At 59.4% G+C, this 23,975-nt stretch carries 21 protein-coding genes and 1 pseudogene; 14 read left to right on the top strand and 8 right to left on the bottom strand.

The annotated features are described in order from the left end of the window. Window positions 1-335 precede the first annotated feature (335 nt). Entirely contained in the window at window positions 336-545 is a 210-nt protein-coding gene (locus ACPWT1_RS02830; protein ID WP_427913909.1) for a hypothetical protein, read from the top strand. A gap of 488 nt (window positions 546-1,033) precedes the next feature. Here ACPWT1_RS02830 and ACPWT1_RS02835 read toward each other — a convergent pair whose 3' ends face one another. Together ACPWT1_RS02835 and ACPWT1_RS02840 are read right to left on the bottom strand one after the other, a co-directional pair. Further along, window positions 1,034-2,452: a hypothetical protein gene (locus ACPWT1_RS02835; RefSeq protein WP_427913910.1), complete on the bottom strand. Its 1,419-nt coding sequence runs from the start codon at window positions 2,450-2,452 to the stop codon at window positions 1,034-1,036. Between the two features lie 224 nt (window positions 2,453-2,676). After that, window positions 2,677-3,882, bottom strand: a complete 1,206-nt coding sequence (locus ACPWT1_RS02840; protein ID WP_427913911.1) for a ParB/RepB/Spo0J family partition protein — start codon at window positions 3,880-3,882, stop codon at window positions 2,677-2,679. Between the two features lie 488 nt (window positions 3,883-4,370). On the opposite strand from ACPWT1_RS02840, the gene ACPWT1_RS02845 reads away from it, so the two are divergent. From ACPWT1_RS02845 to ACPWT1_RS02890, 10 genes and pseudogenes are all read left to right on the top strand, one after another. After that, on the top strand, window positions 4,371-4,670 hold the full coding sequence (locus ACPWT1_RS02845) for a hypothetical protein (RefSeq protein ID WP_427913912.1): 300 nt from the start codon (window positions 4,371-4,373) through the stop codon (window positions 4,668-4,670). A 61-nt stretch (window positions 4,671-4,731) separates the two neighbouring features. Further along, a complete protein-coding gene (locus ACPWT1_RS02850) occupies window positions 4,732-7,308 on the top strand; it encodes a DNA phosphorothioation-associated putative methyltransferase (protein WP_427913913.1) in 2,577 nt (858 codons plus the stop codon). A gap of 132 nt (window positions 7,309-7,440) precedes the next feature. After that, window positions 7,441-8,488 (top strand): annotated as a pseudogene (gene dndB / locus ACPWT1_RS02855) (DNA sulfur modification protein DndB). Further along, a complete protein-coding gene (locus ACPWT1_RS02860; RefSeq protein ID WP_427913914.1) occupies window positions 8,489-8,983 on the top strand; it encodes a hypothetical protein in 495 nt (164 codons plus the stop codon). Then, window positions 8,983-10,038 carry a DNA phosphorothioation system sulfurtransferase DndC gene (gene dndC, locus ACPWT1_RS02865; protein WP_427913915.1) on the top strand — a complete coding sequence of 352 codons (1,056 nt, stop codon included), beginning with the start codon at window positions 8,983-8,985 and terminating at the stop codon, window positions 10,036-10,038. Before ACPWT1_RS02860 ends, dndC begins: the two co-directional genes overlap by 1 nt. A gap of 1 nt (window position 10,039) precedes the next feature. Then, window positions 10,040-11,269 (top strand): DNA sulfur modification protein DndD, encoded by a 1,230-nt coding sequence (gene dndD, locus ACPWT1_RS02870; protein WP_427913916.1) that lies wholly within the window; start codon window positions 10,040-10,042, stop codon window positions 11,267-11,269. An 82-nt stretch (window positions 11,270-11,351) separates the two neighbouring features. Beyond that, window positions 11,352-11,759: a hypothetical protein gene (locus tag ACPWT1_RS02875; RefSeq protein ID WP_427913917.1), complete on the top strand. Its 408-nt coding sequence runs from the start codon at window positions 11,352-11,354 to the stop codon at window positions 11,757-11,759. After that, window positions 11,732-12,031 (top strand): hypothetical protein, encoded by a 300-nt coding sequence (locus ACPWT1_RS02880; RefSeq protein ID WP_427913918.1) that lies wholly within the window; start codon window positions 11,732-11,734, stop codon window positions 12,029-12,031. Before ACPWT1_RS02875 ends, ACPWT1_RS02880 begins: the two co-directional genes overlap by 28 nt. Before the next feature lie 3 nt (window positions 12,032-12,034). Beyond that, window positions 12,035-12,430: a DNA sulfur modification protein DndE gene (dndE, locus tag ACPWT1_RS02885; protein WP_427913919.1), complete on the top strand. Its 396-nt coding sequence runs from the start codon at window positions 12,035-12,037 to the stop codon at window positions 12,428-12,430. A gap of 109 nt (window positions 12,431-12,539) precedes the next feature. Next, entirely contained in the window at window positions 12,540-13,613 is a 1,074-nt protein-coding gene (locus tag ACPWT1_RS02890; protein ID WP_427913920.1) for an HNH endonuclease domain-containing protein, read from the top strand. On the opposite strand, the gene ACPWT1_RS02895 is transcribed toward ACPWT1_RS02890, so the two are convergent. The 6 genes from ACPWT1_RS02895 to ACPWT1_RS02920 all read right to left on the bottom strand — a co-directional run bounded on the left by ACPWT1_RS02895 (window position 13,610) and on the right by ACPWT1_RS02920 (window position 18,952). Continuing rightward, entirely contained in the window at window positions 13,610-14,002 is a 393-nt protein-coding gene (locus tag ACPWT1_RS02895) for an HIT family protein (protein WP_427913921.1), read from the bottom strand. The genes ACPWT1_RS02890 and ACPWT1_RS02895 overlap by 4 nt on opposite strands. 443 nt (window positions 14,003-14,445) lie before the next feature. Continuing rightward, a complete protein-coding gene (locus tag ACPWT1_RS02900; protein ID WP_427913922.1) occupies window positions 14,446-14,937 on the bottom strand; it encodes a hypothetical protein in 492 nt (163 codons plus the stop codon). Next, entirely contained in the window at window positions 14,934-16,958 is a 2,025-nt protein-coding gene (locus ACPWT1_RS02905; protein WP_427913923.1) for an AAA family ATPase, read from the bottom strand. Before ACPWT1_RS02905 ends, ACPWT1_RS02900 begins: the two co-directional genes overlap by 4 nt. Beyond that, window positions 16,958-17,194, bottom strand: coding sequence for a hypothetical protein (locus ACPWT1_RS02910; protein ID WP_427913924.1), 237 nt, complete (start codon window positions 17,192-17,194; stop codon window positions 16,958-16,960). The genes ACPWT1_RS02905 and ACPWT1_RS02910 overlap by 1 nt, the downstream gene beginning before the upstream one ends. Further along, window positions 17,181-17,621: a DEAD/DEAH box helicase gene (locus ACPWT1_RS02915; RefSeq protein WP_427913925.1), complete on the bottom strand. Its 441-nt coding sequence runs from the start codon at window positions 17,619-17,621 to the stop codon at window positions 17,181-17,183. Before ACPWT1_RS02915 ends, ACPWT1_RS02910 begins: the two co-directional genes overlap by 14 nt. After that, a complete protein-coding gene (locus tag ACPWT1_RS02920) occupies window positions 17,567-18,952 on the bottom strand; it encodes a DEAD/DEAH box helicase family protein (protein ID WP_427913926.1) in 1,386 nt (461 codons plus the stop codon). Before ACPWT1_RS02920 ends, ACPWT1_RS02915 begins: the two co-directional genes overlap by 55 nt. Window positions 18,953-19,496: 544 nt before the next feature. On the opposite strand from ACPWT1_RS02920, the gene ACPWT1_RS02925 reads away from it, so the two are divergent. The 3 genes from ACPWT1_RS02925 (at window position 19,497) to ACPWT1_RS02935 (ending at window position 23,934) form a co-directional block, all read left to right on the top strand. Beyond that, window positions 19,497-19,832 (top strand): hypothetical protein, encoded by a 336-nt coding sequence (locus tag ACPWT1_RS02925; protein WP_427913927.1) that lies wholly within the window; start codon window positions 19,497-19,499, stop codon window positions 19,830-19,832. Between the two features lie 462 nt (window positions 19,833-20,294). Continuing rightward, a complete protein-coding gene (locus tag ACPWT1_RS02930; RefSeq protein WP_427913928.1) occupies window positions 20,295-22,136 on the top strand; it encodes a GTPase in 1,842 nt (613 codons plus the stop codon). After that, window positions 22,129-23,934, top strand: coding sequence for a GTPase (locus tag ACPWT1_RS02935; protein WP_427913929.1), 1,806 nt, complete (start codon window positions 22,129-22,131; stop codon window positions 23,932-23,934). Before ACPWT1_RS02930 ends, ACPWT1_RS02935 begins: the two co-directional genes overlap by 8 nt. The last annotated feature ends 41 nt before the right edge of the window (window positions 23,935-23,975 follow it).

The raw sequence follows: 23,975 nt of genomic DNA on the forward strand, positions 1-23,975 counted from the left end.
GATCCGACCGGCTGGCCAGCTTCTAGACGACCTTCTTTGCACGCGTGGAACCTCGCTTTGAGCGCTCTTCCATGATCCGGCGACGTTCCGCCCGGGCGGAGAAGATAAAGCCGATGCCCAGCACCACGCCGAGAGCCCAGACCACCAGCAACGGACCATAGGCGTGTGCGAAGGCGAGAAGGCTAGCCACCTCTTGACCCTACGCCGGCCCTGCCTACGCGTCAACTCGGAACGACTTTGACCAGGCCGAATGCTTCCGCCGATTGTGAGACTGCACGCGGACAGGACACCGGGCCAGTAGACGGAACTTAGCTGCTCCCGCCACAATGACATCCATGAGTGAGCCCAACTCTCCGGATCACCCGGGTTACGCTGGTATGGATTTTCCGACGATCTCCACGGAGTCGAAAGACGCCGACGGACCAATCGTTCTAGGTTCTGATTACGTCTGCATCGAGTTGCCGACCCACATCACGCGCGCCCGAACCAGACAGCAGCAGGCCATGATTGACCAAGCCTATGAGGGCTGGACAGCGGAAATGTGAGCGCCTCGGAGCAGGAGACTGCCGCCGCGCACATCGGCGGGTATCGTGGTCGAGGCCGCGCCGCCGTTATCGCCAGGCCGGACGAACGTTCCCTGGTTCAGCCGCCGGGCCGCAACCCAACGCCGGTGCCGTCGTGCACCAGCACCTTCATACAGTTGACCCGCAGGTCGGAGAACCAGTACGGATGGTGCGGCCGGGCGGCACAAACACGTCAACCAGGCGGTGGGGACCGTCTCCGCGTCTCCGCGCCAGCACGCATGTCCAGCGGCTGAACGACTACGAGAGGACTCAGGAGACCTGCGGGCCGTGAAGGAAGAACAGCGTCGCGACACGCGCCCACTTAACGCAGAAGCACCACGGGCGCGGGTACCGGTAAAGCCCCGACCTCACGAAGTACAACCCTCGTTCGAGCCTACTGAATACCACCTGGGATTGCGAGCGTGTGCTGCGAAAGAACAGCGAGAATCGTCGTGCAGAGCAGGTCTCGATCATCGTCCCTTTGGCTTCGCCTTGCGGTCCCGCGCTGCAATGGTAGACGACTGGGCGAAGTGCCGCAGTCCGGAGCGATCCAGCTCCTTCACTGCCCGCGGCACACGAACGCTTCCGGCCACGATCGCAGGCCTGACACTTCCGGTTGTGTGCGCCGATCCGTACAGATTCGCTGTGCGTGCCGAGCTCTCTCCTATGACAGGGGCAATGTCTTCCGCGGTCCAGCCGGCTGCCCTCAAGTCCGACACCAAGGCGTGCCTGAAGGTGTATGCGGACAGGTTGATGTGCGCGATACTTTTTCTGCCCGTGGGGTTGAGCACGGGTCGAGTCTGACGATATAAGTGGCTCCGCATCGAGTCGGCCTGCGCTTTGATGACAAGGCTGCGGTTCGTCGGAAGGAGTTCGACAAACCATCGGGGCAACTCAGCCACGTCAAGTGAGAAGCTTCGCCATGGTTGCCCTGCGGTTTCACGGACCTTCGCGCCGGCGACCCTCACCCGTATACCGTGCTCGGTCCGTCGCAGCCGGACGCCGCGCTCCAGTTCTGCGGGTCTCACGCCTGTGAACCGCAGCACCACTCCCGCATCGCGGTACGTTGCAGACCGCTCGTTCGTGTGAAGAAACCGATCACGCCAGTTGGAGTCGAACCGGGGCACATCCTTGCGTTTTGACCTGGATGGCTTTGGAGCTAGCCCCTCGGACTTCAGGCATTCGTCGCGTTTGAGGCCATCGATGACTTCAAGATCGGACAGGCCCCAGTCAATCATTGCCACCCAAGCCAGCCACTTCGGCCTCCACTCACTTTCCTCGAGCGTTCCTCGCGCACGCTGCAGCCTGTCTTGCTGGCTCAGGAGAAGCTTGATTCGCGCGAGCGTGAGGGTACGCGCTGCCGACTTCATCTTTTGGAAAGATTGGCGCGCGCCTGCGTACTGCCCCAATGCTGATCGAAGTGCATCTGGCTGGGGCTTCGCAGATGCGCGTACTACCGCGTCCAGGTTCTCGCACCTCTTGCGATAGTCGGCAAGGGTTTCCCCTGATGCCGCTGTATCTTTGCGCGCTCGCCGGTCATCGTCGGCGGCCCTGAGCCGGGCCCTCGCAGCGACCACGATTTTCCGAGCTTGTTCGTCGCCGATTCGTGCGGCCGCTGCGAATGCGAACCGAAGCGCATCGGAATCGATGCTTCCTGCCGCCAACAAGCGCTTCGGCGCTGGCTCTCCATCATCTTCGACTTCGAGCCGCACTGTCGCCGTAGCCGTTTCGGTCGCGTTGGCTGTTTCGCGTTCGAAACTCTCTTCGATCACGCTCAGCTTCGCGACCGAACGCGGGGGCAGTCCCGGCTTCGCCACGACTGCCGCTCCGCCGGTAGCAGGAGCCGCGCCAAGCCTGCTCGCATGCTGCGCATGCGGCAGGCCTGTCACGGTTCCTGCTCCCGTCGACTCAGGGCCTGCGCTACGCGCCCCCTCCCTTCGGTCGGGTCCGGCCCACATTACCGGACGGTTGGCCACTGCTTTACTGAGGAGGTTACTGTCTCCCGGCGGATGTATCCGCCGGCCCGCGTCCGGTAATGTGAATTCCCCTTCGTTATCGGGTTCCTTCGTGATCGGAACTGCTTCGGCACCGCCTTTTGTTTCGGCCGCGCTGCTCACGACGGCGCTCCTTGGGCTTCCTTCGTTGACGCTATTGCGGTCGCAGGCTTGCCGCCTTTCCCCATGCCCTTTTCCGGCTTGAGGCCCATCACCTTCGATCGAACGAAGCTGGTGATGTGCTTGCTCAAGGCCATTCGGTGCGCCTCCGTGAGCGCGATCTGCAGCGTTATCACGTGGTCGCCGGCTTTAGTCTGAGTCAGGTCACCGAACACTTTTCCACCCGCCTCCAGCGGAGCGTTGAACCGTTCAACGCCGGTCTTTTTCGGCTTCGTTGCTGCGGCCCCGGGCGCATTGGCCGCAGCATTTGTGAGCCGCTCTAGGACCTCGGAAGCCTTCAACTGCTGGCCGGCGCGGATCTGCACTGCAGCTGCCAGCACCTCTTCTGGAGCGGCAGTGAAGGCGTCCGCCAGCGGCTTGGCGTCTGCGTATCGCAGTTGGTCCACGGACTCAAAGCAATCAATGACTTTCCTGGGCAGGCTGGCGAGTGTCAGCGCTTTGGAAACGATGCTTTTGTCCACGCCGATCATCCGGCCTATGGCCGCATCGGACAGCTTCGCTTCAGGGTACTGTGTCCGGATGAACTGGACTTGCCAGCCCAACTCTATGGCGCAGGGAGACTCACGGTTGAAGTTTTCCGCGAGGCGGCGCAAGCTTTCCTCTAACGGGGTGAGCTTGTCGTTCACCGTGGCGTAAACCTGGAGTTGATGCTGCCTGCAGGCGCGGAGCCTGCGTGCTCCGCTAATGAGAACGTACTGATACGGCCCACCTGCCGGCAGTTCGTCTGCTGTCGTGACCGGCCGCACTTCGATGGCCGTGGTGTTGCCCCCCATCGCCAGGATGCTCAGCGCGAGCTGTTCGAACTGTTCAGAGACGAAGGCGCTTTCGTCTCTGTTCGGTCCGCTGCCTTCGTAGATGGTGCTCGGGTCAAGGTACTCGACCCGAGGAGCGGATGCGAGCAGGGGACGAGACGAGGCATCCTTGGGGTGGGCGGGGGTGCCGACCGCCGGTAAAGTGCCGGCGTCGTGTTCGTCGAGCGTGACGTCGACAGGATTGGCGGTTGTTGTCGGCGTGGATTTGGCAGTGTTGGTAGTAGCAGTAGTAGTGGTGGCGTTTTTCATGGCTTTCCTTTCGACGTTGAAGAAAGCCACTTCTGCTTCAGCTCGCGCACGCGCGTGAACCCGCCGCAGAAGCGGCATGTTCACGGGTGGGTCATCACCGTGGTCCAGCACTACCCGACCGGTCACGTGTGGACCGACCAGCGCCCTCGCGGGAGAGCCTGCGTGGCGTCACTATGGGCCGTTAATGCCCGAACTCTGCGACGTCACTCCTGACAGTCTAGGTGGCGCACAACGTCCCAGACGGCGAGGCTGGAAGTTAAGGAGCCTTTATTTTGGAGCTCCTTCGGCACCGTGAGCCCCCTCGTCCGTCGTCGGATGACTTGAGGCCAGCATTGATTTGGTAGCAGAAGCCAACGCGATTACGATGATGAGATGCGCCGCTACTTTCAACACTTGCGTGTGCGAGACCACCAGAAGCCCACGGTCGGCGAGGCTAAGTCTTGGTCAACGACCATACGCGGTTCTGCGCAGTCCTCGGCGCCCGGCCATTCGGCTCTCGCGCCTTCGCTGCCTCGGGTGAACCCGATGACCGGCGAGGCGCTTAGCCGGTCCTCCCACTGCGTGGGTTCGGCATGACGACAAAGATCTCTGAAGGCTTGCGCTTCCCAGGCGAGGGCGTGGCCATGTCCAGCACACCACTGTCCGACTGGTACACCGGAACGCTGCGCGTCCCGAAAGGGCGCGAGCTTAACGACGTACACATGGCGTTCGGCAGCACGTTCGAGCGCGATCTTCTGCTGGAAGTGCGCGACGGCGTAGTGGTTGGAGGTCGTGTACAGAGCAATGCGGCAGCGGATCGAACACAGACAACACAGTGGTACCGCGAGGGAGTGTTCACGGTGTTCGGTCGAGGGGAAGAGACCGGCAACTGAGTTCACGTCGACGGAACCTGGCACTGCACCGCTGGCAGCCAATTCACTCTGGATTACTCATATGGGCGAGAGCCTATTCACGGGAAAGAGGGTCGCCGACGCGCTGTACGTTCATGTCAGTGCGGTAGGAGCATTACTCGATTTGAACCAAGTAGAGAAGGTGAGATCTCTTCTCGAACAAGTTCAGCCGCTGAACGTTGGGACGCCCAACATCATCAAGGTACACACCCGTGACAACCGGATCTCGCTTCTCAGCTACCCTGATTTCGACGAGGACCCCTTCCCCCGCCTCGCCGCGAGCTGGACGGAGGGCGCTGAACGCACGCTGAGATTTCGCACGTACGCCGAGTCCTTGAACCCGCCGATCTTGCACCGCAAGGAGCTGCTAGTTCCTGAAGGCTGGCCTCGGCGAAGCGAGTGGCTGGAGACCACGATCCTCGCTGAATCGCTGGGGCTCTTCGATGAGACGCACACCATCGGCTTCCTTGACAACTGGAGGCGGCTGCTGGACGCCAAAGGCTATGAAGTAGTCGAAGGTCACCTAGTCCCGGTAGGAAATACAAGACAGCGAGATCCGCAAGCGCTAGAGGCTGTGGACGCCCTGGACACGACTGTTGTTCAACGCCATTTAACGGCGCTGTCTCGACCTTGCCTCTCCGCCCCAGTCCAATTGCTGCTCCGCACTGGACTCCTGGCTCCAGGAACTACGTTGTTCGATTACGGGTGTGGCAAAGGGGACGACCTACGCGGTCTGCAGAGCGCCGGCTTCGAGGCGACGGGTTGGGATCCCTATTACGCGGCCGACTGGCCACGAAGCAAGGCCGACATCGTGAATCTTGGCTTCGTGATCAATGTTATTGAGGATCCCGTCGAGAGAGCCGAAGCGCTTCGTTGTGCCGCCGCCCTAGCGCGACGGGCCCTTATCGTTAGCGTCATGCTCCAGAACGCTTCGAACGGAGGCGTTGCGTTCAGCGATGGGGTACTAAGTAGCCGCAATACTTTCCAGAAGTATTTTTCGCAGGAGGAATTTCGAGACTACCTTGAACACGCCTTGGAACTCCCCGTGTCCATGGCGGCGCCAGGGATTGCACTTGTGTTCAAGGATCGTGAGCTCGAACAGAGCTTCCTGATCAAGCGCTTCCGCAAACGAGATGTTGCGACTCGACTTCTTTCTTCTGCTGCAGTCGCTCGCCGCACGAAACCTCCGCGTCCGCAACGGGAGCGTCACCCGACTGTAGCCCAAGAGAGGCGTGAAGAGCTTCGGCCCTTGCTTAGTGGGCTGTGGGAGCTTGCACTTGATCTTGGCCGGTGGCCGGTGGCGGAAGAAGTGCCAAATCTCCAAACTATCGAGTCAAAGGGAATCTCGTTGACGCGGGCCCTGCGGCTGGTGCAGCGGACCTCAGATCATCGCGTTCTCCACGCAGCCTCTCAAGCGCGGAGAGACGATGTCCTGCTGTTTCTCGCCATGCAGCAGTTCAGTAGACGGCCCGCATACAAGCGACTCGATGAGCGGCTACAGCGTGACATAAGGGCATTCTTCGGCGCCTACGGCGCGGCTTACTCGGCGGCTGCGTCACTGCTCCGACAAACGGGAGAGCCGTCGAAACTTCTCGAGGCGTGTCAGGAGGCGTCCTCCCGCGGGGTCGGCCACTTGGAAGCCGATCACTCGTTGCAACTCCACGTGTCGATGGTCGAGCGCCTTCCCGTCATCTTGCGAGCCTACGTCGGCTGCGGCTTGATCCTGTGGGATGAAACGAGCGCTGTGCAATTGGTGAAGATTCATATCACCAGTGGAAAGCTCACGCTGCTGGAGTTTGATGACTTTGACGGGCAGCTGCTCCCGCGCCTGCAAAGACGCATCAAGATCAACTTGAGGCGGCTGGATTACAGCATTTTCGACTACGGCAGTGCTACTACACCGAGGCCACTCTTGTATCGCAAGAGCCGTTTCATCAACGAGGAGTATCCAGGCTTTGAAAAGCACGTGTCGTTCGACGAGGCACTACTAGCCACGGGGATGCTTGAAGAAGACGATGAATATGGCCCTTCTGAGGAAGACCTTCTCGCGGCGCTGGAGCTGAGGCGCATCAGGGTCACTCCTGAAGGCTTTGAGTCAAGCGACAGGATCCCGCCTCTTGACCAAGCTTGCGGACGTCACTTTTCCTATCGCAGCTTTGTCGAATGCGGCGAGACGCAGCGCCGCTTGGGCATACCGAATATCCCTCTCCGATCCCAGACGTACAACGCACTCTATGCGCTGGCAATCCAGATCCTGGACCCGCTGATAGACTACTTTGGCGGTATCCGCCTGACTTACGGCTTCAGCTGTCCAGGCCTCGCCGCCAAGATTGATCGAAGGATCGCGCCAAAACTGGACCAGCATTCGAGTTGTGAGCTTGGGCGGTCGGGTGCTCTGGTGTGCAGTCGCGGGGGCGCGGCTTGCGACTTCCTTGTGGAGGACGAGAGCATGCGTGAAGTCGCCGATTGGATCATCGAGAATCTACCTTTCGATCGTCTTTACTACTATGGTCACGATCGACCACTCCACGTGAGCTACGGTCCACAGGGCTGTCGTGAGGCCTACGAGATGCGCCCGACCGCCTCCGGCGCCCTCGTTCCGCGGCTATACCCCAAGTAGCTCTGCCTGAGTTGACTCGGCCTTGTTTGCACATTAACATGCAAACGTACGTGAGGAGTCAGAATGGGCGCGTTTTCCTATACCTTCCCCGCGATCCGCGGTATCCAGGCAGGGCGGGAGTATTACGCCTCTATGTGCCCTCTTCGGCTCCTGCCAAGGATGTTCCACTTCGACGACGAGGAACTCGTGCCTGAGCTGCGGGCGCAGCGCTCCCTGAATAAAGCCCGTGTACCGGAGATTTCCCGCTACATCCTCGAAAACCAAGCCAGCTACGTCTTTTCGGCTATCACGGCGTCCATCGACGGCGAAGTCCAGTTTGATCCCGTCGGCAAAGACACCTCTAGCACCTTTCGCATGGGCACTCTAACGGTTCCCATGGACGCCAAGTTTGTCGTGAACGATGGGCAGCATCGTCGCGCCGCGATCGAAGCGGCATTGAATTCAGCCCCAGAATTGGGCGAAGAGACGATCGCCGTCGTGTTCTTCGTCGATCACGGCCTTCAGCGATGCCAGCAGATGTTCGCGGACCTGAATCGACATGCCGTCAAGCCGTCAGCCTCTCTAGGAATTCTGTACGACCACCGAAGTGGGACTGCTAAGGTGGCAAAGCATGTGAGTTTGACCTCGCCCGTGTTCAAAGGCCTTATCGAGGCTGAGCGGTCAACACTCTCCCCCGCTCGCGGAAGCTATTCACACTCAGTTCCCTGCACAACGCGTGTATCGAACTTGTTCCTCAAAAAGAGCAGCAGGATTTTCCGCGAGCTTCTCAACACTGTCAGGAATTCTGGGAGCTGGTCGCAGAGCAGATCCCAGAGTGGCGGTATGTACGTGAATCAAAGATGACGTCTGGGGAAGTGAGGCGGGACTTCATCCACTCTCATGCAATCGTGCTGCAAGCCCTGGACGCGCAGGACGCACTCTCTACGAGAAGCATCCCAACGAGCTCCGAAAACGTCTTCAGCGTCTGAAGCAGGTTGATTGGTCCAGAAGCAATGCGTCAGTGTGGGAAGGTCGCGCGATGGTTGGCGGCGCAATGGCGAAGTCGGGTCAGAACGTCACGCTCACCTGCAATGAAATTAAGCGTGTCTTGGGCCTGCCTTTGAACGCCGAGGAACAGAGCGCCGAGGCGGCGTACCAAAAATCACGTGGGAATACCCCATCTAGAAGAAAGGCAGCCTGAATGCCAGTGTCTCCCGAACACATCATCACTGAGATCCAAGAGCTTTACCTCTCTGACTCGATCCCTTGGATCGTCGGCTACAGCGGCGGCAAAGATTCAACAGCGTCATTGCAGCTCTTGTGGACGGCACTTTCACAGCTGCCCGTCGAGCGTCGAAAGTTCAAGCCCGTCTATGTGATCAGTACTGACACGCTCGTCGAAAACCCAATCATCGCGAAGTGGGTTCAGGTCTCACTGCTTCGGATGGGGGTCGCGGCGAAACGCGACGGGCTGCCGATCATCGAGACGCCTCTAGCTCCAGATTTGCAGAACCGCTTCTGGGTTAACTTGATTGGAAAGGGCTACCCCGCCCCGCGCCCGAAGTTCCGTTGGTGCACAGATCGATTGAAGATCAGCGCATCTACTAAATTCATTCAGAACCTCTCCGAGACCAACGGCGAAGCGATTCTGGTGCTCGGCACCAGGCGGGGCGAGAGCGCGGCCGCGACAAGGTGATGGACCAATACAAGGGAAGCACACGAGAGAAGCTCAGTCGAAATTCAGATCCGAAATTGTCTCGAGTTTGGGTGTATGCCCCTATCGAGAGCTGGTCGAGTGATGACGTCTGGGAGTTCTTGATGGAAAACAAGAATCCATGGGGCACGGACAACCAAGAGCTCTTCGACATTTATCGTGGCGCAACGCCCGATGCTGAGTGCCCGATCGTCGTGGATCGATCTACGCCCAGCTGCGGCGACAGCCGCTTCGGCTGCTACGTGTGCACGATGGTCACGCAGGACAAGTCGTTGAAGGCGATGATCCTTAACGATGAAAGCAAGTCGTGGATGCAACCGATTCTCGATTTCCGAGACAACTACTTGGCCGTGCCGGACCGCGAGTACCGCGACTTTCGCCGCATGAATGGCAGCTTGCTTCTCATGACAGATCGCCTGGTGCACGGGCCGTACACACAAGAGCGGCGCGCAGAGCTCCTGAGAGCTTTGCTAACCGCGCAGCGGCAAGCAGCGGAGCGTGGGAAGAGCCAAGGCTTTAACGACCTCGAGCTGATCACGGTTTCCGAATTGGAGGAGATCCGGCGAATCTGGGTCGCCGAGAAGGGTGAAATTGAGGACCTCGTTCCGAACATTTACGTCGAGGCGATGGACCGTCCCTATCCAGGTCGAGAACTTGATTCGATGCCTCTAGATGCCGCTGACCTAGCTCTCCTGCGGTCAGTCGCCTTGGAAGCCGCGAACTCGTCGCCAGCTCCTAACGTGGACCAAGCACGTGACCGGGGAGCTGAGTTGTACAAGCTAACCAGGACGCTGTTGGCATCCGGTTTTCGGGGCCTGCAAAGCAGGCGTCGGTCTCGGCAACTCGATGAACTACAAGACATCTTGAAGGCGTACGCCTTTGTTGACGAACAGGATGCCCTGCAGTTTGCAATGAAGCACTTGGGCGATGCTAGTGCGGATTCATCGGTTGAAGAGGACGAAGCGCTAAGCCCCGAGCTCGATTCGACCCTCGCTCGCAAGGTGATCCCGATCCACACGGCACCATCTTCTACCTAGCATGGCAAAAATCACCTTCAACAAGGTTACCGTTGAGAACCTAGGGCCCTTCCGCGAGCTGCAAGAGCTTGACTTGCGAGTGCGACGCTCCCGGCCAATCATTCTGATTAAGGCCCTCAACGGAAGCGGCAAGACGACGCTTCTGACATGCCTGCAGGTCGTTCTTTACGGCAGCAAGGTCTTCAGCAGCAAGTCGAGTGAGTACGAGCAATTGATGCGCGGCTTGCAGCGATCGGACGCCACGGGCCGACCCAGGATCTCACTTGATCTGACGATCGAGACGAGTGGCGAGAAGGAGCAGCTCACCGTGGTGCGCGAGTGGGCGCCAAACAGTGCGCGGCTTAATGAGCGGCTAGAGGTCCTGCGTGATGCAGTCCCTGACTTGCATCTCACTGAAGATTGGCCAGACTTCATCGACAGCATCCTGCCTTCGGAATTGCTCCAGCTCTTTCTGTTCGACGGGGAGAAGATCGAAGCTCTGGCAAATCCAAGAAGCTTGCCCGACATGCTTCGACGGGCCACAGAGGCATTTCTCGGGATTGGAGGCATTGATGCATTGACCAAGGATTTGGTCGCAGTCGAACGGCGGGCACTTTTGCATGCGAAGAGCGTAGACGCCGACTACGTCGCGGCGAAGGAGGAGCTGGAGCAACTCGAACGCGACCTGGGCCAGACGGAGGAACGCATTGCAATGGAGTCGCAACGCAGCGCCGCCGCAAAAGGAAAGCTCGCGCAAGCCGTCGAAGAACACGAAAAGTTCAAAGCCCGCGCCGCTCGGCAAGGCCTCGCGGCTTATGAACAAGCCGCCGACATTCGTGCGGCCGAACAACTTCTCAGGCAACAGCTACAGGCGGCTGAGGAGGAAGTGCGACTGGCTCTCGGCAGCCCGTTCTTGCCGCTCGCTAGGGTTGGCGCGTTGTGGAGTGCGTACAGGGATCAATGGAGCAGCGAGGCAGATAGTCAAACCGCCAAGTCCGTTTTCGCCGAGCTCAAGAAGCGCGACGCGAGAGTGCTGAAATCTCTTGAATCGGCGGTCGCCCCTAAGGCGTTGGACACTCTGAAATCCATTCTGCAGCAGGAGAACTCGAAGTACATCAAAGCGAGCAAGGTGGATTGCCATTTGGGCGCTGCACCGAGCCCAGGAGAGGTGGAGCTCCAGATTCGCGTCGCGATGGAACGTCACCAGCTGGACCTGCGCTCGCCTTGCGGAGACGCGTGGGCAGCTCCATGAAACCGAACGCAGGTTAGCTGCCGTCCCCTCAAAAGACCAGGTCGCGGACGTTTTGGAGCGGCTGCGCGAAGGGGCCGCAGCTGTGGCTCGCGCCGAAGCAGAGACCGAGCTCATTGAGGCGCATCTCCAAGAGGAACGAGGACGCGCTGCGCATCTCAAGCTACGGGTCGACAGTGCAACCGGTCGCATGCGCGACGATTTTAAGGGGAAAGAGCTCGACGGCCGTGCGATCGAGGCAGCACAAAGAACACGGCTCGTTTTGAGCACGTTCAAAGATCGCCTGCTGGCCTCAAAGGCTGCCTGGCTATCCGACATGATCACTGCCGAATTCCAGAGTCTCCTGCGCAAACAAAAACTCATTCAGCGTGTCGAGGTGGCAGCTGACACCTACATGGTCCGCATCATCAGTCGAGGCGGAGAGGTGCTGCCGATAGAGCGCCTCTGGACGGCGAACGTCAGCTCTTGGCGATCGCGGTACTTAGCGCCCTGATTCGCGAGCGCAAGGGTCTCTTCCCCGTCGTTGTAGACACGCCGCTGGCGCGACTTGACCGCACACACCGCCAAGCTCTCATTCAGCGATTCTTTGCAAAGATTTCACATCAAGTGCTCGTTCTCTCCACCGATGAAGAAGTAGAGGGGACAGTTCATGAGGCCATGCAAAGGCACACGTCGGCCTCGTTTGTGATTCAGTTTGCCGACGAGGAGCGACGCTCCATCGTTGAGAGGTCGATGGTGGATCAGGTTTTTCTTGAAGCGGCCTAAATCATGGATTACAGCATCGACAGAGTCAGGCTAAGTTCTGCAGCAAAGCAGCAGCTGGTCACGCTAAAACGCCGCACCGGTATTGAGCACTACAACGTGTTGTGTCGACACGCTCTATGCGCGTCACTTGCGAACCCCTCGGCTGTCGCTGATGAGACGCATCAATATGCGGGGGGAGTGGAGATTGAATGGCGCGTATTTGCGGGCGAGGCGGAGGCCACGTATCTCAATCTTCTTGTGGTGCGCTGCCTGCAGGACGAGGGTGAGGCGACGGCCGAAGGAGTGAAGGGAACCCTGACGCGCCATTTGCACAGAGGACTGAGCTACCTAACATCCAGGGCTGATTCGTTAATGCAGGCAGAAGCGATGGCGGGCGAGTTTGTGATCGCGGAGGCCTAGTTAGGCCGCATTTACCTGCCGCATGCCGATACCCGAGACAGAGCCGCGAGTGAGCGGCGAATCTGGAGTGAATCCCTCATTCAGGGGTCCTGCGGTCATGTTGGCGCGGGTGTTCCATGACACCACTAACTCGTACAAGATCGTGTGGTTTTTGGCGCTCCTGCGTTTGGTCAAAGAAACTCGCGGGCGAAGTGCGCGGTTCACCCTCGCCGAGGCGTTCGTGGAGGCGGCTGTGTTGGCGTGGCCCGCGGCCTGCCTGTACTTGCTTTCGTTCGGGAAGCAAGACCAGCTCGCCACTTGGCTAAGAACGACGATCGACCGGCTTGGTGTACCTGCCGCCGCGGGACCGAATGCGGTCCGCACGACCCTGCGTGAATCGGGCACGCTTAGCGAGCTTCAGAAGTTCGAACGTTATGTTCCCACGCGGTTCTTGACGCCCTGGTTTCGGGAGAGTCTCAGAGGAACGCCAGACCATGCTCGGGACGCACTTATTCGAGATCTTGCGTTTCGCGCCCGCAGCACAAGCGAGGCACCTCCGTACTTTCTCGACGGTGATGTGATCGAAGTGACCCCGCCGTGGATGCATTTCTTGTCCGAGAACATGCCACTCGTGGAAGCATTCGCGGAGCACGCGTTTGTGGAGTTCCTTCAGTCAAAGAATCCGAGTGTTCCCGGCATAGTCAACAAGACGAAACCCCCGATACGACGGAATTTGAAGACTGCGAGGGATGCTTGGACTCAGGTTCGCAGCTGTATGGAATCGGCCGGGTGCGGCAATGAGTTCCGAGACATCTACAGTGGTGAGCAGCTTGCCGAGTTTTTCGCAATCGACCATGTGCTCCCCTGGACTTTCGTCGCCCATGACCTTCTCTGGAATCTGACTCCAGTGAGCGTCTCGACGAATTCCTCTAAATCAGATTGTCTACCCGACTTAGAGATCTACATACCTCGCTTGGCGAAGCTCCATCTACGAGCGATTCGCCTAGTGCCGGGATCCGTGATTGTTGATGATTACGAGCAGCACTTTAAGGTGCCGAGGCCGGAACTTCTTGCGCTTAGCGATGAGCGATTTCTGCAAGAGTGCCGCGCCTCGTTAACTCCACTCGCGCACATCGCGCGGCAACAGGGTTTCTCGGCAGATTGGCAAGTCAGGTCTGGAGCACAGGACCTCGACCTGAGTTAGTAGCGGCCCTTGCCCGGAATCACATGCCTGATTCCACCGCGAGGATCAGTGACGTCGCCCACGCGCCTCGGGACTAAATGGAAATGGCAATGGAAGACCGTTTGCCCAGCAGCAGCACCCGCATTTACCCCGACATTGAAGCCCGAAACGGTTGGGTCACTGGCAAGGATTGCTTGCCGGAGACTGACCAGCAACTCATGGCAAGCTTCGCGCTCCTCTGCAGTCAAGCTCCAGTAGTCCTGAACGTGGCGGCGTGGAATGACAAGACGATGGCCTGCAGTTACCGGGAAGGCGTCGGAGAAACCGATGGCAAGTTGATTTTCGACTTCCACCCGCGACGTCGGCAGTTCACAGAACACGCATGGTGGCTGGAGGTTCACGGCTTTCACTTCGGTGCGCTACGCTTTGGTGAACCGTATCGTGTACGCGTCGCCGTCGAAGGCGACGACTGAACCCACAAGGTCGGGACGAGGATAGAACTCCTTCTTCAACTTGCTGGCGTCCTCTCCCGCTTCGACGCGGTCCGGCTCCGTGGTCGAGACGATCACCAGGCGAACCGGCCGGCGAGTGTCGAATGCTTTCTGTACATTCCGAACGAACTCGTTCTTCCCGGAACCTGCCAGCGCGAGCTGTGCCCGTGGTACTCGGCACTCTTGTCCAGACCGGGGCAGTAGTGATGCGCCCACATACTGACGACCAACTCGTCATCACCGTTCCACGCTGACACGGACCAATTAACGTTGTGCAGAGTCGCCCCGAAGGCCGCAAAGGCGTCTCTGATTCCCAGTTTTGCCATATTCAACTGTCTTGAAGCAGTAGCGGCCCTGAAGCTTTAGAGCAGGTCAGGCAAGTCGCTCAACGCAGACTCTTGACGGGCTGAGGTTGGCTTCAGCAGACTGTGCAGCACAACGTCCACTTCCCGTCCTGCCGAGCGCTCAAACTCGCCAGCCAGCACTTCCAGCCCTCCGGCCGCGTACCGCTCGAACTCTTTCAACGTGGCCTCCTCGTTTTCCGGACGGAGCGCCTCCGTTGCAGCCTCGGGATGGGAGAGGATAGGGATAAGCAGAAGGTACAGCTCCAGGCCTTGCATGTGAAAAGTGGTGCTGCTGATCTCTTTCCGGTTAGCGCCTACTTCACGTTTGCGCCCCTCTCGCAGTCCGAGGGCGGCTGCCATTGCAATGACGCCTACGTTCAGCGTGAATGGAGCTCCTGGCTGCGAGCGCCCATCATCGCCTCGCTTTGTGAGCAGGTCGACAATCTCCGAGAACTCACCTGGCCAGTACAGGATCCGCTCTCGCGTCAGCAGACTCGGCTTCCGCATCATCGGACCTCCTCGAACATTGACTCGGAGCGCTCGCCGCCGTACGAGTTCAGCATGTAGTTACGTCCTCGAATTGCCACGGACTTGACCGGCTTGTCACCGCGAGGCCCAGCTTCAACCGACAAGATCAGGTATCGCTTGCCGACCAACGGCTCCAAAGGAGCAGCTACGGCTTCGGACCATGCCGCGGATGAGATCATGAGAATGAGCTGTGTGGCCTGTGTCGCAAGGTTGCGAGCAACAGAGCCCTGATATTCCGGATCCAGGGCCGAGAAGGGCGCATCGAGAACGAGAGGCGCAATCGTCGGCTCGCTGAGCCACTGAATCTTCTGTGTCGTCTTCTTCGCGGCCATGGCGACCACGGTCGCGATGAAGGCGAACTTCAGAACCTGCCCTTCGCCCGTACTGTGGCCGACCTTCCGGCCCTCTTGGTCTAGCAACTGGACTGCGTAGTTCGACGGATCAATTCTGGCTTGGTAGTGCTTCGTGAGATACCGCTCAAGAACGAGATTCAGTTCCTGGGAGAGGATCAGCAATGCCTGCTTTTCCTGAGCGCCGGCCGCCTTGCGAATATGGTCGATCAGACGGGTTGTCTTATCCAACTCGCGCTTCAACTTCGCGCTGACGTGCAACTTCTTTGCCGCGGCCTCGTATCGCGCCTGCGCGTCAGCCTTTCGCCGCTCGGTGAGTTCGATGATCCGGTTGACGGAGCCGAGCTCCTGATTTACTTGGTCGCGTCGCCGCTCTACGTCCACCCTCTCGCGTTCCAGGCGTTGAATGGCCTCTTGATCGATTGAGCGAAGCTCCTTGGTCACCTCCGTCCACTCTTCTTCGAGACGCCCGAGCTCTGTGTCGATGTCCGCTATGCGAGAGCGGGCCTGTTGGAGCTGCAGCGGGTACCTCTCAGCCTGGCTTGAGACTTCAATTAGGAAGTACCGCAGTTGCGAGATGCGCTGGTTCAATGCCCCAGTAGTCGCATGCTCCATCAGCTTCGCGATCTGGTGAGACTCATGACTCCCCTCGTCAACCGGGCGTCCGCAGATGCAGGTCTTCGCCTCCAAGATGTCCTTGATCAACTGATCGCTGTACGGTGAAGGCAGCCGACCCCTCACCTCCTGCTCATTCAGCTGTCCCTCTAGCCGGCTGGTCAGCGCTTCCAGCAAGACAGGGGCCGATGCATTCCCTATCGTCTGTGCGACGGCTGCAGTTGCAGCTACCTTCTCGTCCCTCAGTCGTTTGATGTCGGACTCGAGCTTTAGACGGCGCTGCTCTAACGGCTTTGCTTGCGGCTGTTTCGCAAGCTCGGTACGCACGCGCTCGTACTCAGCCACGAGCTCGACCCGCTTTCGGTCCAGTTGTTGCCGTTGTTCGTGGTGTCCTGGCAGGACGTGTTCTACATTCTCAATTTCAGCCTGAATGTCCTGGAGGTTACGGTCATTGGACTGCTTCGCCACTTCTCCGCTGCGTCGGGTTCGCACGCGGTCCAAGTCCGCGAGCAACTTGTCCACCAAATCGAATCCCAATGTCTTCCGAAGTTCGCTTTTGAATTGATCGCTTCCGGAGAGCTCCAAGCTGCCGATGGCCTCCGCGTCGAAAAAGAACCAACTCGCCAGCGCGTCAGGCAGTAAGCTGCGCAGCAGACTGTCGCCTTTGGGGACAGTTGTCGAGTTTCCCTTGGTGACCCTGAAGACATCAAACGCGGTCTGAGCCTGGTTGCTCGCACTCCGGCGCACTCGGTATGTGGTGCTGACGCCCCCAGCAACGTCGCTGAATGTCAATTCAACGGTGCACTCACGGGCACCCTCCCGATACGCCTCCTTGTTGACCAGCAGCTGCCGATCTTGGAAGCGGGGGGTGAACTTGCCGGTAACGCACCAGTGGATAGCGTTTAGCAGGTTCGTCTTTCCCGCGCCGTTCTCTCCGTGGAATATAGTGACGCGGCGTTCGTCCTCCGCTGCAAACTCGACTCGGTGTTGTCCATAGAACCCGCGGAAGTTGTTCAGTTCGAGGGAGAGGAGGCGCATTAGAAGTCCCGCTCTTCGATGAATTGCATTAGTCGATCCACGCGCACTCCGTCCGGCTGGGTCGATCCAGGGACAGTCATGTCTTTTTCCAGCTTCAGCATCTCTCTTGCGATCGTCTCCAGCTTTTGCTGGTCAGGCTTCATGACTGCGAACGCTTCACTCTCTACCTCGTCACTTAGTTCGCCCATGAGCTCCGCCAAGCCTGAGCGCTGCTTTTGTCCATCAGAGTTTTTCATCTAGCTTCTCCACGTCTACACCCGTTCGTTCGGCGATGCTCCGGAGCTCCAAGCGCACAGGCTCCACATTCGCAGCGTCATTTGAAAAGCTCCAAGCTCGGCGCATCTCTTTTCGCGCCAGGTTCTGCATGGACTTCGATTGAGTCGCGCCTCCGGTGACCAGGAAGTCGTACAAGTCAGCACCATCTTTGCCTTCCGCCTTTCGCAGCACTCGGCCCCGCCGCTGGATACCCTGCCTGTCGGAGCTTTGACTTGCGAGAAGGTATGCACGCCGGCATACAGGGACATCAATACCTTCGTCCAGAACCTTGATGGAGACGACCGCGTCGATGCTCCTTCGGCGCAAGCCCTCAAGCAAGCTTTCTCTCTCTTTCAGGCTCTCTTCCGCCGTGATCCGTGACGACCTCCAGCCAAGCCGGTGGAGCAATTGGGAAACGAGTTCAATTTGCCGCTGGCGATCGCCGTCCTCCTCGAGTGAACCGTCGCCGCAGTAGAACAGCGTGAAGGGGAATGGACGGCGCTTGAGAGATGCTTCTCGAGCTGCTCAAGCTTCCCCCTAGCAGCGCCCACGATTCGCGCGCGGGCGAGCAGCAGGTGTTGAACCTTAGCCAGCGTCTCGGGCGTAAAACTCTCATCACTCCCGGCAACTTTGACGATGCGGTGCGTTAGTTCCTCATACTGCTCGGTCTCCTCCTGGTCCAGGCTGGTTCCAAAAACGTGATACCTGTACGGGGTGAGGAAGCCTTCCTTGATGGCTTTGCCAAGGGAGAACTCGAACACAATCCCGCCAAAATATCGGTCTAGGTAGTGCTCGGCGTATTGGTCGTACGGCGTAGCAGAGAGCCCCAGCCGAAACGTAAAGTGCTCCGGCAGCTTGCCGATCTGTTCTGGTCCATTGAAGTGATGGCACTCGTCCGCGATAAGCAAGTGGTGCCGTTGCTTCGCTGTGGCGAGTAACCCGGTTAGCTCTTGGAAGCGTCCATCGCGGAACGTGTCATTCACGCACACAAAGCACGGCATTGAACCGATATGCGCATCCTGAGATGCGAGAAAGTAGTTTTTCACCTGGCTATGCCAGCGGGTGTACGAATCAAAGACCGCCAAGGTGTCGATGCCTTGCTCGCGCAGTGCATCGATCCACTGCAGGGCCAGGTTCTGATACGGCACGGTGATGACGACTGCTCCGCCAGGTACCGCCCCCCGGAACCGCTTCACTGCGTCCACTGCGGTGAGGGTCTTCCCGGTGCCGGTAGCCATAGCCAGGATGCCTCGATAGTGGTGGGCTTTCCACGATTGAAGCGCTTCGTGCTGATAGGGCCGCAATGAGTACCGGCTCGCCAGCCCCGGGAGTGCTGCGGCGTGTGGATGCTGCGAGCTCACATGAGAGTCGGCAATCTCGCGCATCATCGCCAGTGACTGTTCGTCTAACGGGTAAATCCGGGTTTGCTTTGTGCGCCCGTTCCACAGGTCGGCGAAGCGCTGCTCAAGAGGCGCGCCATAGGCTTCGTAGATCGAGGGCTCTCGAGAATGGAAAACAGAAAACGATTCGTGGTTTCTTCCGGCAGAGAGGGCGGCTTCCGTCTCGTTCGTGGACCCGATGAAGGCCACCTTGTTTCCGTACGCGTCGATGAAAATACCAAACTTCTCGTGGTAAATGCCAGCCGAGCGAACAGCGAACTTCAGCTCAATCACTCCCGATGCCACAAGTTGGCTAAAGAGAACCGCTGCAGGCATGTCGACGGTCTTCAGCTCGTTCAACTCCCTGTGCAGTCGCTCCCGTATGAGCCTCCGCTCGTCTCCCGTGAGCTCCTCTGGCGACAGCGCCTGCGCGTCTTCCTTCGAGACAAGGCACCCAATGACAAACCGTATTCGGCCATCTCTACCAACGAATCCACCCAGCTCGTGAGCGCAAGCGCGGAGCGCGGATGACGAAAAGTAGCCGACGGCACGGTCGTACCGGCTTGCTTGGTCTAAGAGCGGCTGGTAGAAGTCAGTGAGGACATCGCATTCATCACTGTTGTAGTGACGCGCCACGGACACGTCCAGGAAAGACGTGCTGGTCACAAGGAACCACCAGAGGCGTCAATGCGCGGCGACGTACGCACACCGCGCCGCGCGAGGTAATTCATACAACGCAGAACAGCTTCTCCTCGTGCGATGCGGCAATTTCAGCGACTGCCAAAGATGTGTCAAGATATTAAGCGCATGCACCGCTTCTGAAAAGAGGCGTTACCCGCGCGCGGCCACTTGGCAAGGACACTGGGGCGGCGAAGCAACATTCAAACACTAAGGAGCAGCGCGAATGCCAACGGTCGCAATCAAGTTAGCGGGGCCCGTGGAGGTCGGCTATGCCGATACCGTCATCAAAATTGCCGGCGTCGGGCAGCTACGCATTAGCCAAGGCGCCGTGCAGTGGAAGCCATACAAGAACAGCAAGAACATGCGTTGGTACGACTGGGAGCAGCTTGCGGCCCATCTCCTTCTGGGCGGGAGCAAGGCACGCAAGGAGGGCAATACCATCAAGAAGGTGCGGCGAGCGCCTCCTGCTGCAGTCGCGGCCAAGCGATCGGCAGCGGCCAAGAAAGCTGCGGCCACTAGGGCGGCAGCGCGGAAGGCGCCGGCTCGCAAACGCGCCTAGCACTTGACCGAACGCCGCCTAACTAAACGGTCGCGCTTACAGAGTTGCGCCCTCCCGTTTCTGCGCGCACTGCACCTGTGAATACCAGGCGCGGGATGGCCTCACGATGAACGTACCCAAAGGTTCCAAGAACCCGCCACAAGGCTCGAACCCAGGGAGCCAACGGGAGAGCCGGCGACGTGACGATGACTACCACCGTGCGCTGGAAAAGTGTGCGCGTATCGCACGAGAAGAGTTCACTGTCGCCGCAGCTGCCCTCCACGAGGTGGAGCAGATCGGCTTGCACCTGAAGGCAGCGGTAGCCGCAGTGGCCCGCCGTGCACCGGCGGACGGTGCCGCTGTGGAGGATGCCCGGATCGCCTCGAGGAACTCGGAACGAAGCTGGAGACGACACTTGCGGGCTCGTTGCGAGCGGCTGAAGCAACCCTTCACTCAAAGCGAGGCGCACTCAACCGCTTCACGGTGACCCTTTTCGGTCGAACTATGGCGGGCAAGAGCACGATCCGAGAGGCGCTCACCCGCGGCGATGGAACGACCATCGGCAAGGGCGCGCAGCGCACCACGTTGGAGGTCCGTGAGTACACCTGGAACTCGCTTCGCATCATCGACACCCCTGGCATTGGTGCCTACGCAGGCAACGAAGATCGTGCCAAGGCGATCTCGGTCATTGATGAAACTGATGTCGTATTGTTTCTCGCCAGCTCGGATGGCATCCAGGAGGAGTCATTCAAGGGAATGCAGGAATTGAGGCAGCACAATAAGCCGCTGCTTTTTGTCCTGAACGTGAAACGGGACCTCGAGAAGCCGGTAAACATGCGGCGGTTCCTCAAGGACCCGCGCACGGTGTTCGACGACAACGAACTTCGGGGACACTTCGATCGCATTCACAAGCTCGCCGGCGAATACCTCGGGATGCGGGATGTTCGAATCGTTCCCATCCACGCTCAAGCCGCTTACCTTTCAACGCGGCCGGAACATGCGGAGCACGCCGAGATGCTCGCCGAGCACTGCCGACTCGGCGATCTCCTAGAGGAGCTCAGGTCCGAGGTCGCTTGGCGGGGAACCGTTCGCCGAGTACAGACGATCGTGGACGGCACGCAAGTGTCGCTGCTGGACCTGCAAGAGGAGTTGGCCGAACAAGCAAAGACGGTGAGGCGCACGGCCCAGTACCTCGAGGACAAGTTTAGCGAGCTGGACGCGTGGTTGGAAGGTTTCATACGGTCGACGAACTCGCGTACGGAAACCGAGGTCGCCCAACTGGTTCAGCCCCTGCGCGCTTCGGTGTCCACCTTCATCGACGAGAACATTGAGCGCCATGATGTTGGCGAACGCTGGAACCGGAGGGTGAAGGCCTTGGACGTCGAAGGCTGGCTGAAGCAACAGCAAACGTCGATCCTTGATGAGCTTCGGATCCGGCTGGCCGAGTTCTCTCGAGAGATGTCGGTTGAGTCCAAGTTGATCGGCGAATTCGACGCCGCCACTCCATCTCAGTTTGACCCATGGGATGTAAAGCGCTCGCTTCGCTGGGCATCGGCGGCAGGCGGCGCATTGGCAGGCGTTGCGGCCGTGGCGGGATACTTTGGCGCAGCGAACTTCTGGAACCCTGTCGGGTGGATCGCTGGTGGTGTAAGCGTGGTTGCGCTTGGGCTATCCTGGCTCTTCGGGGATCGCGAGCAAAAACTTCAGCGACAAAAGGCGAAGGCCGCGTTGCAGCTGCGCGAGAACATCCAGAAGCTGGAGCAGGACGTCGCAAAAGGACTGAAGCAATGGTTCTACTCGAGTGTGACGAGCCGGCTGGTGCGCGCCATCCGCAAAGACACAAAGCAGCTATACAGTGGGATGCGAGACGTGTCGCGGTCTCTGGACGATGGTGCACGCCAAGTAGGATCGATTGTCGAGGAGCTCAACCGCCGTCTCCTAGTCCGCACCGGCCAGTTCGTCGGAGTTCTTGTCGAAGAAGCACTCGTTGCACGCGTAGCCCGGGACCCGGGTGTACGGACCAAATTTCTCTGGCGCGACGGCAGCCACAACCCATCATTCTGCAAGCACGTAGGCATCGCCCTCGGCGAGTGGGTAGACGGAGTTCCTGATGGCCCCGTCGTCCAGAAGGTCGCATTGGCGCTGCGTCCAGCCTTGGTCTCGCCCACGGCAGTTGCCGTCTCCGCACAAGCAGCGATAGTTCGTGTCCCCGAAAAGGAGGTGGGACGCGCTATAGGGCGACGCGGGAGCAACGTATCGCTAGCGAGTCGTCTCCTGGCCATCCGCATCAAAGTGATCAGGGAGGAACTAGAAGCGCATGACTGACGGCCCATCTTTTGAATTCGGCGAGATCCTGTCCGCTACCCAGCAGCTTCAGCAAGATCTGCGTGCGGCAACAACGCGCTCGGATGATCCCAAGGTTAAGGCGCTTTCTCGCGAGCTCGCCGAGGTGAGAGTCGTCGGAGCGTCTAGCGATGCACCTCAGCTAACTATGGCGTTCGTGGGACAGTACAACGCCGGCAAATCGACAATTCTTCGCGTGCTAACAGGTCGCGAGGACATCGTGATCGATTCCGATGTCTCCACAGACAAGGTGACGGCGTATGACTGGAACGGCGTGCTGCTTCTCGACACGCCCGGCATCCACGCTGGGCGCCCGGAGCACGACGATCGAACCTACGCAATCATCGACCGTGCCGACCTCCTCGTGTTCGTCATCACCAATGAGCTGTTTGATGACACTATCGGGCGCCACTTTCGCGAGCTTGCATTCAACCGGCACCACGCCGGGCGGATGCTTCTCGTCGTCAACAAGATGGGGCAAGACCCGGGGACGCCGGACACAAAACGTCCTGACATCGAGAAGGTGATTGCACCACTCTCGATTGCAGACTTCCGTTGCGTGTTCATCGACGCGCGTTCGTGGCTTGAGGCGCAAGTCGCTGACGATGAGGATCGTAGCGACCTTCTTGGAATCGCCAACATCGGGAGCCTTAGGCAGGCGCTCAATGGGTTCATCGCTGAGCGGGGGCTGGCGGGACGCTTGTCCGCGCCTCTGTTCACGATGCGTGGCATTGCCGAACAGGCGTCTGCTCTGCTCTCGACCCACTTCCCTGAAGAGCGCGCCGCGCTCGAGCTCCTTCACCGGAAGCGCAGCATCCTCCTCGCGTCGCGGGCTCGTCTACGTACCACGATGAGCGGCGTAATCGCCCGCGCCGTCTCAGACATCGGAATGTATGGCGATGAGGTGGCGGAGGCCATTGAACCAGGCAAGACCGAGAAGGATCTGGCTGCGCTCAACGCCGCAGCCCTGGCTCGCGCCAATGCTCGAAGCCAAGCGCTGTCCGATGAAGGACGCCGGTGCGTCGAAGCCGAACTCGACGAGCTTCGGTCCCAATTGCAGGTCCTAAGTAGAGGAGTGCTTGCTCACGAGCTGATCGGGCACGTTGAGAATGCATCCGCCAGCGGCGCCGGTCGTACCGACTCCGCCTCGCCCGCTTGGGAGCCGCGGAGTAAGGAGGAGGGCCTTGCCGACTGGCCTGCGAAGGCAAAGAAAGTCGGAAACATCGCGAAGGAGATTGGCAATTGGGGTGCGCGATGGGCCACAGGTCCGGCAGCTGAAGGTGCGTCGGCCTTTGGCGCGACCGCCGCTCGTGGGAGCGACGCTCACAAGGCTGTCTACAACGTCGGCAAGTTCTTCGGAGTGAAGTTCCAACCCTGGGGCGCTGTGAAGGTTGCGCGGGCGATCGGGAATGCAGGCCGTGTGATTTCAGCGGTGGGCGGCGTACTCGCTGTCGTCGCGCAAATCGCAGAGGACCGGCAGCAGGAGCAGTACCGTCTTCAACTCCGAGATGCACGCGACGGCGTTCGGTCGGCCTACAGGGACTCCGCAACCTCCGTGCAGACTGCGTTCTGGGAGCAATTCGAATCGTTCCTCGCAGACTTCTACGACTCGGAGCTTCTTGCGATAGATCAGATCGTAGAGGATCTCGTCGGCAAGCGCAGCGAGCGTAAATCCGGGGCTGAGTCCTTCCAAGCCCTGGAACGGCGCGCTGCGGAACTCATGCAACAACTCACGACGAAAAGGCTTTCTGCGCCACCTGCGGGGTCAGCGCCAATATAGGCATGTCGGAGCGGAGGTGCGGGCTGCTCCTTTCCGCTCGG

Source organism: Ramlibacter sp. MMS24-I3-19, from assembly GCF_050320135.1.
Classification (GTDB): Bacteria; Pseudomonadota; Gammaproteobacteria; order Burkholderiales; family Burkholderiaceae_C; genus Ramlibacter.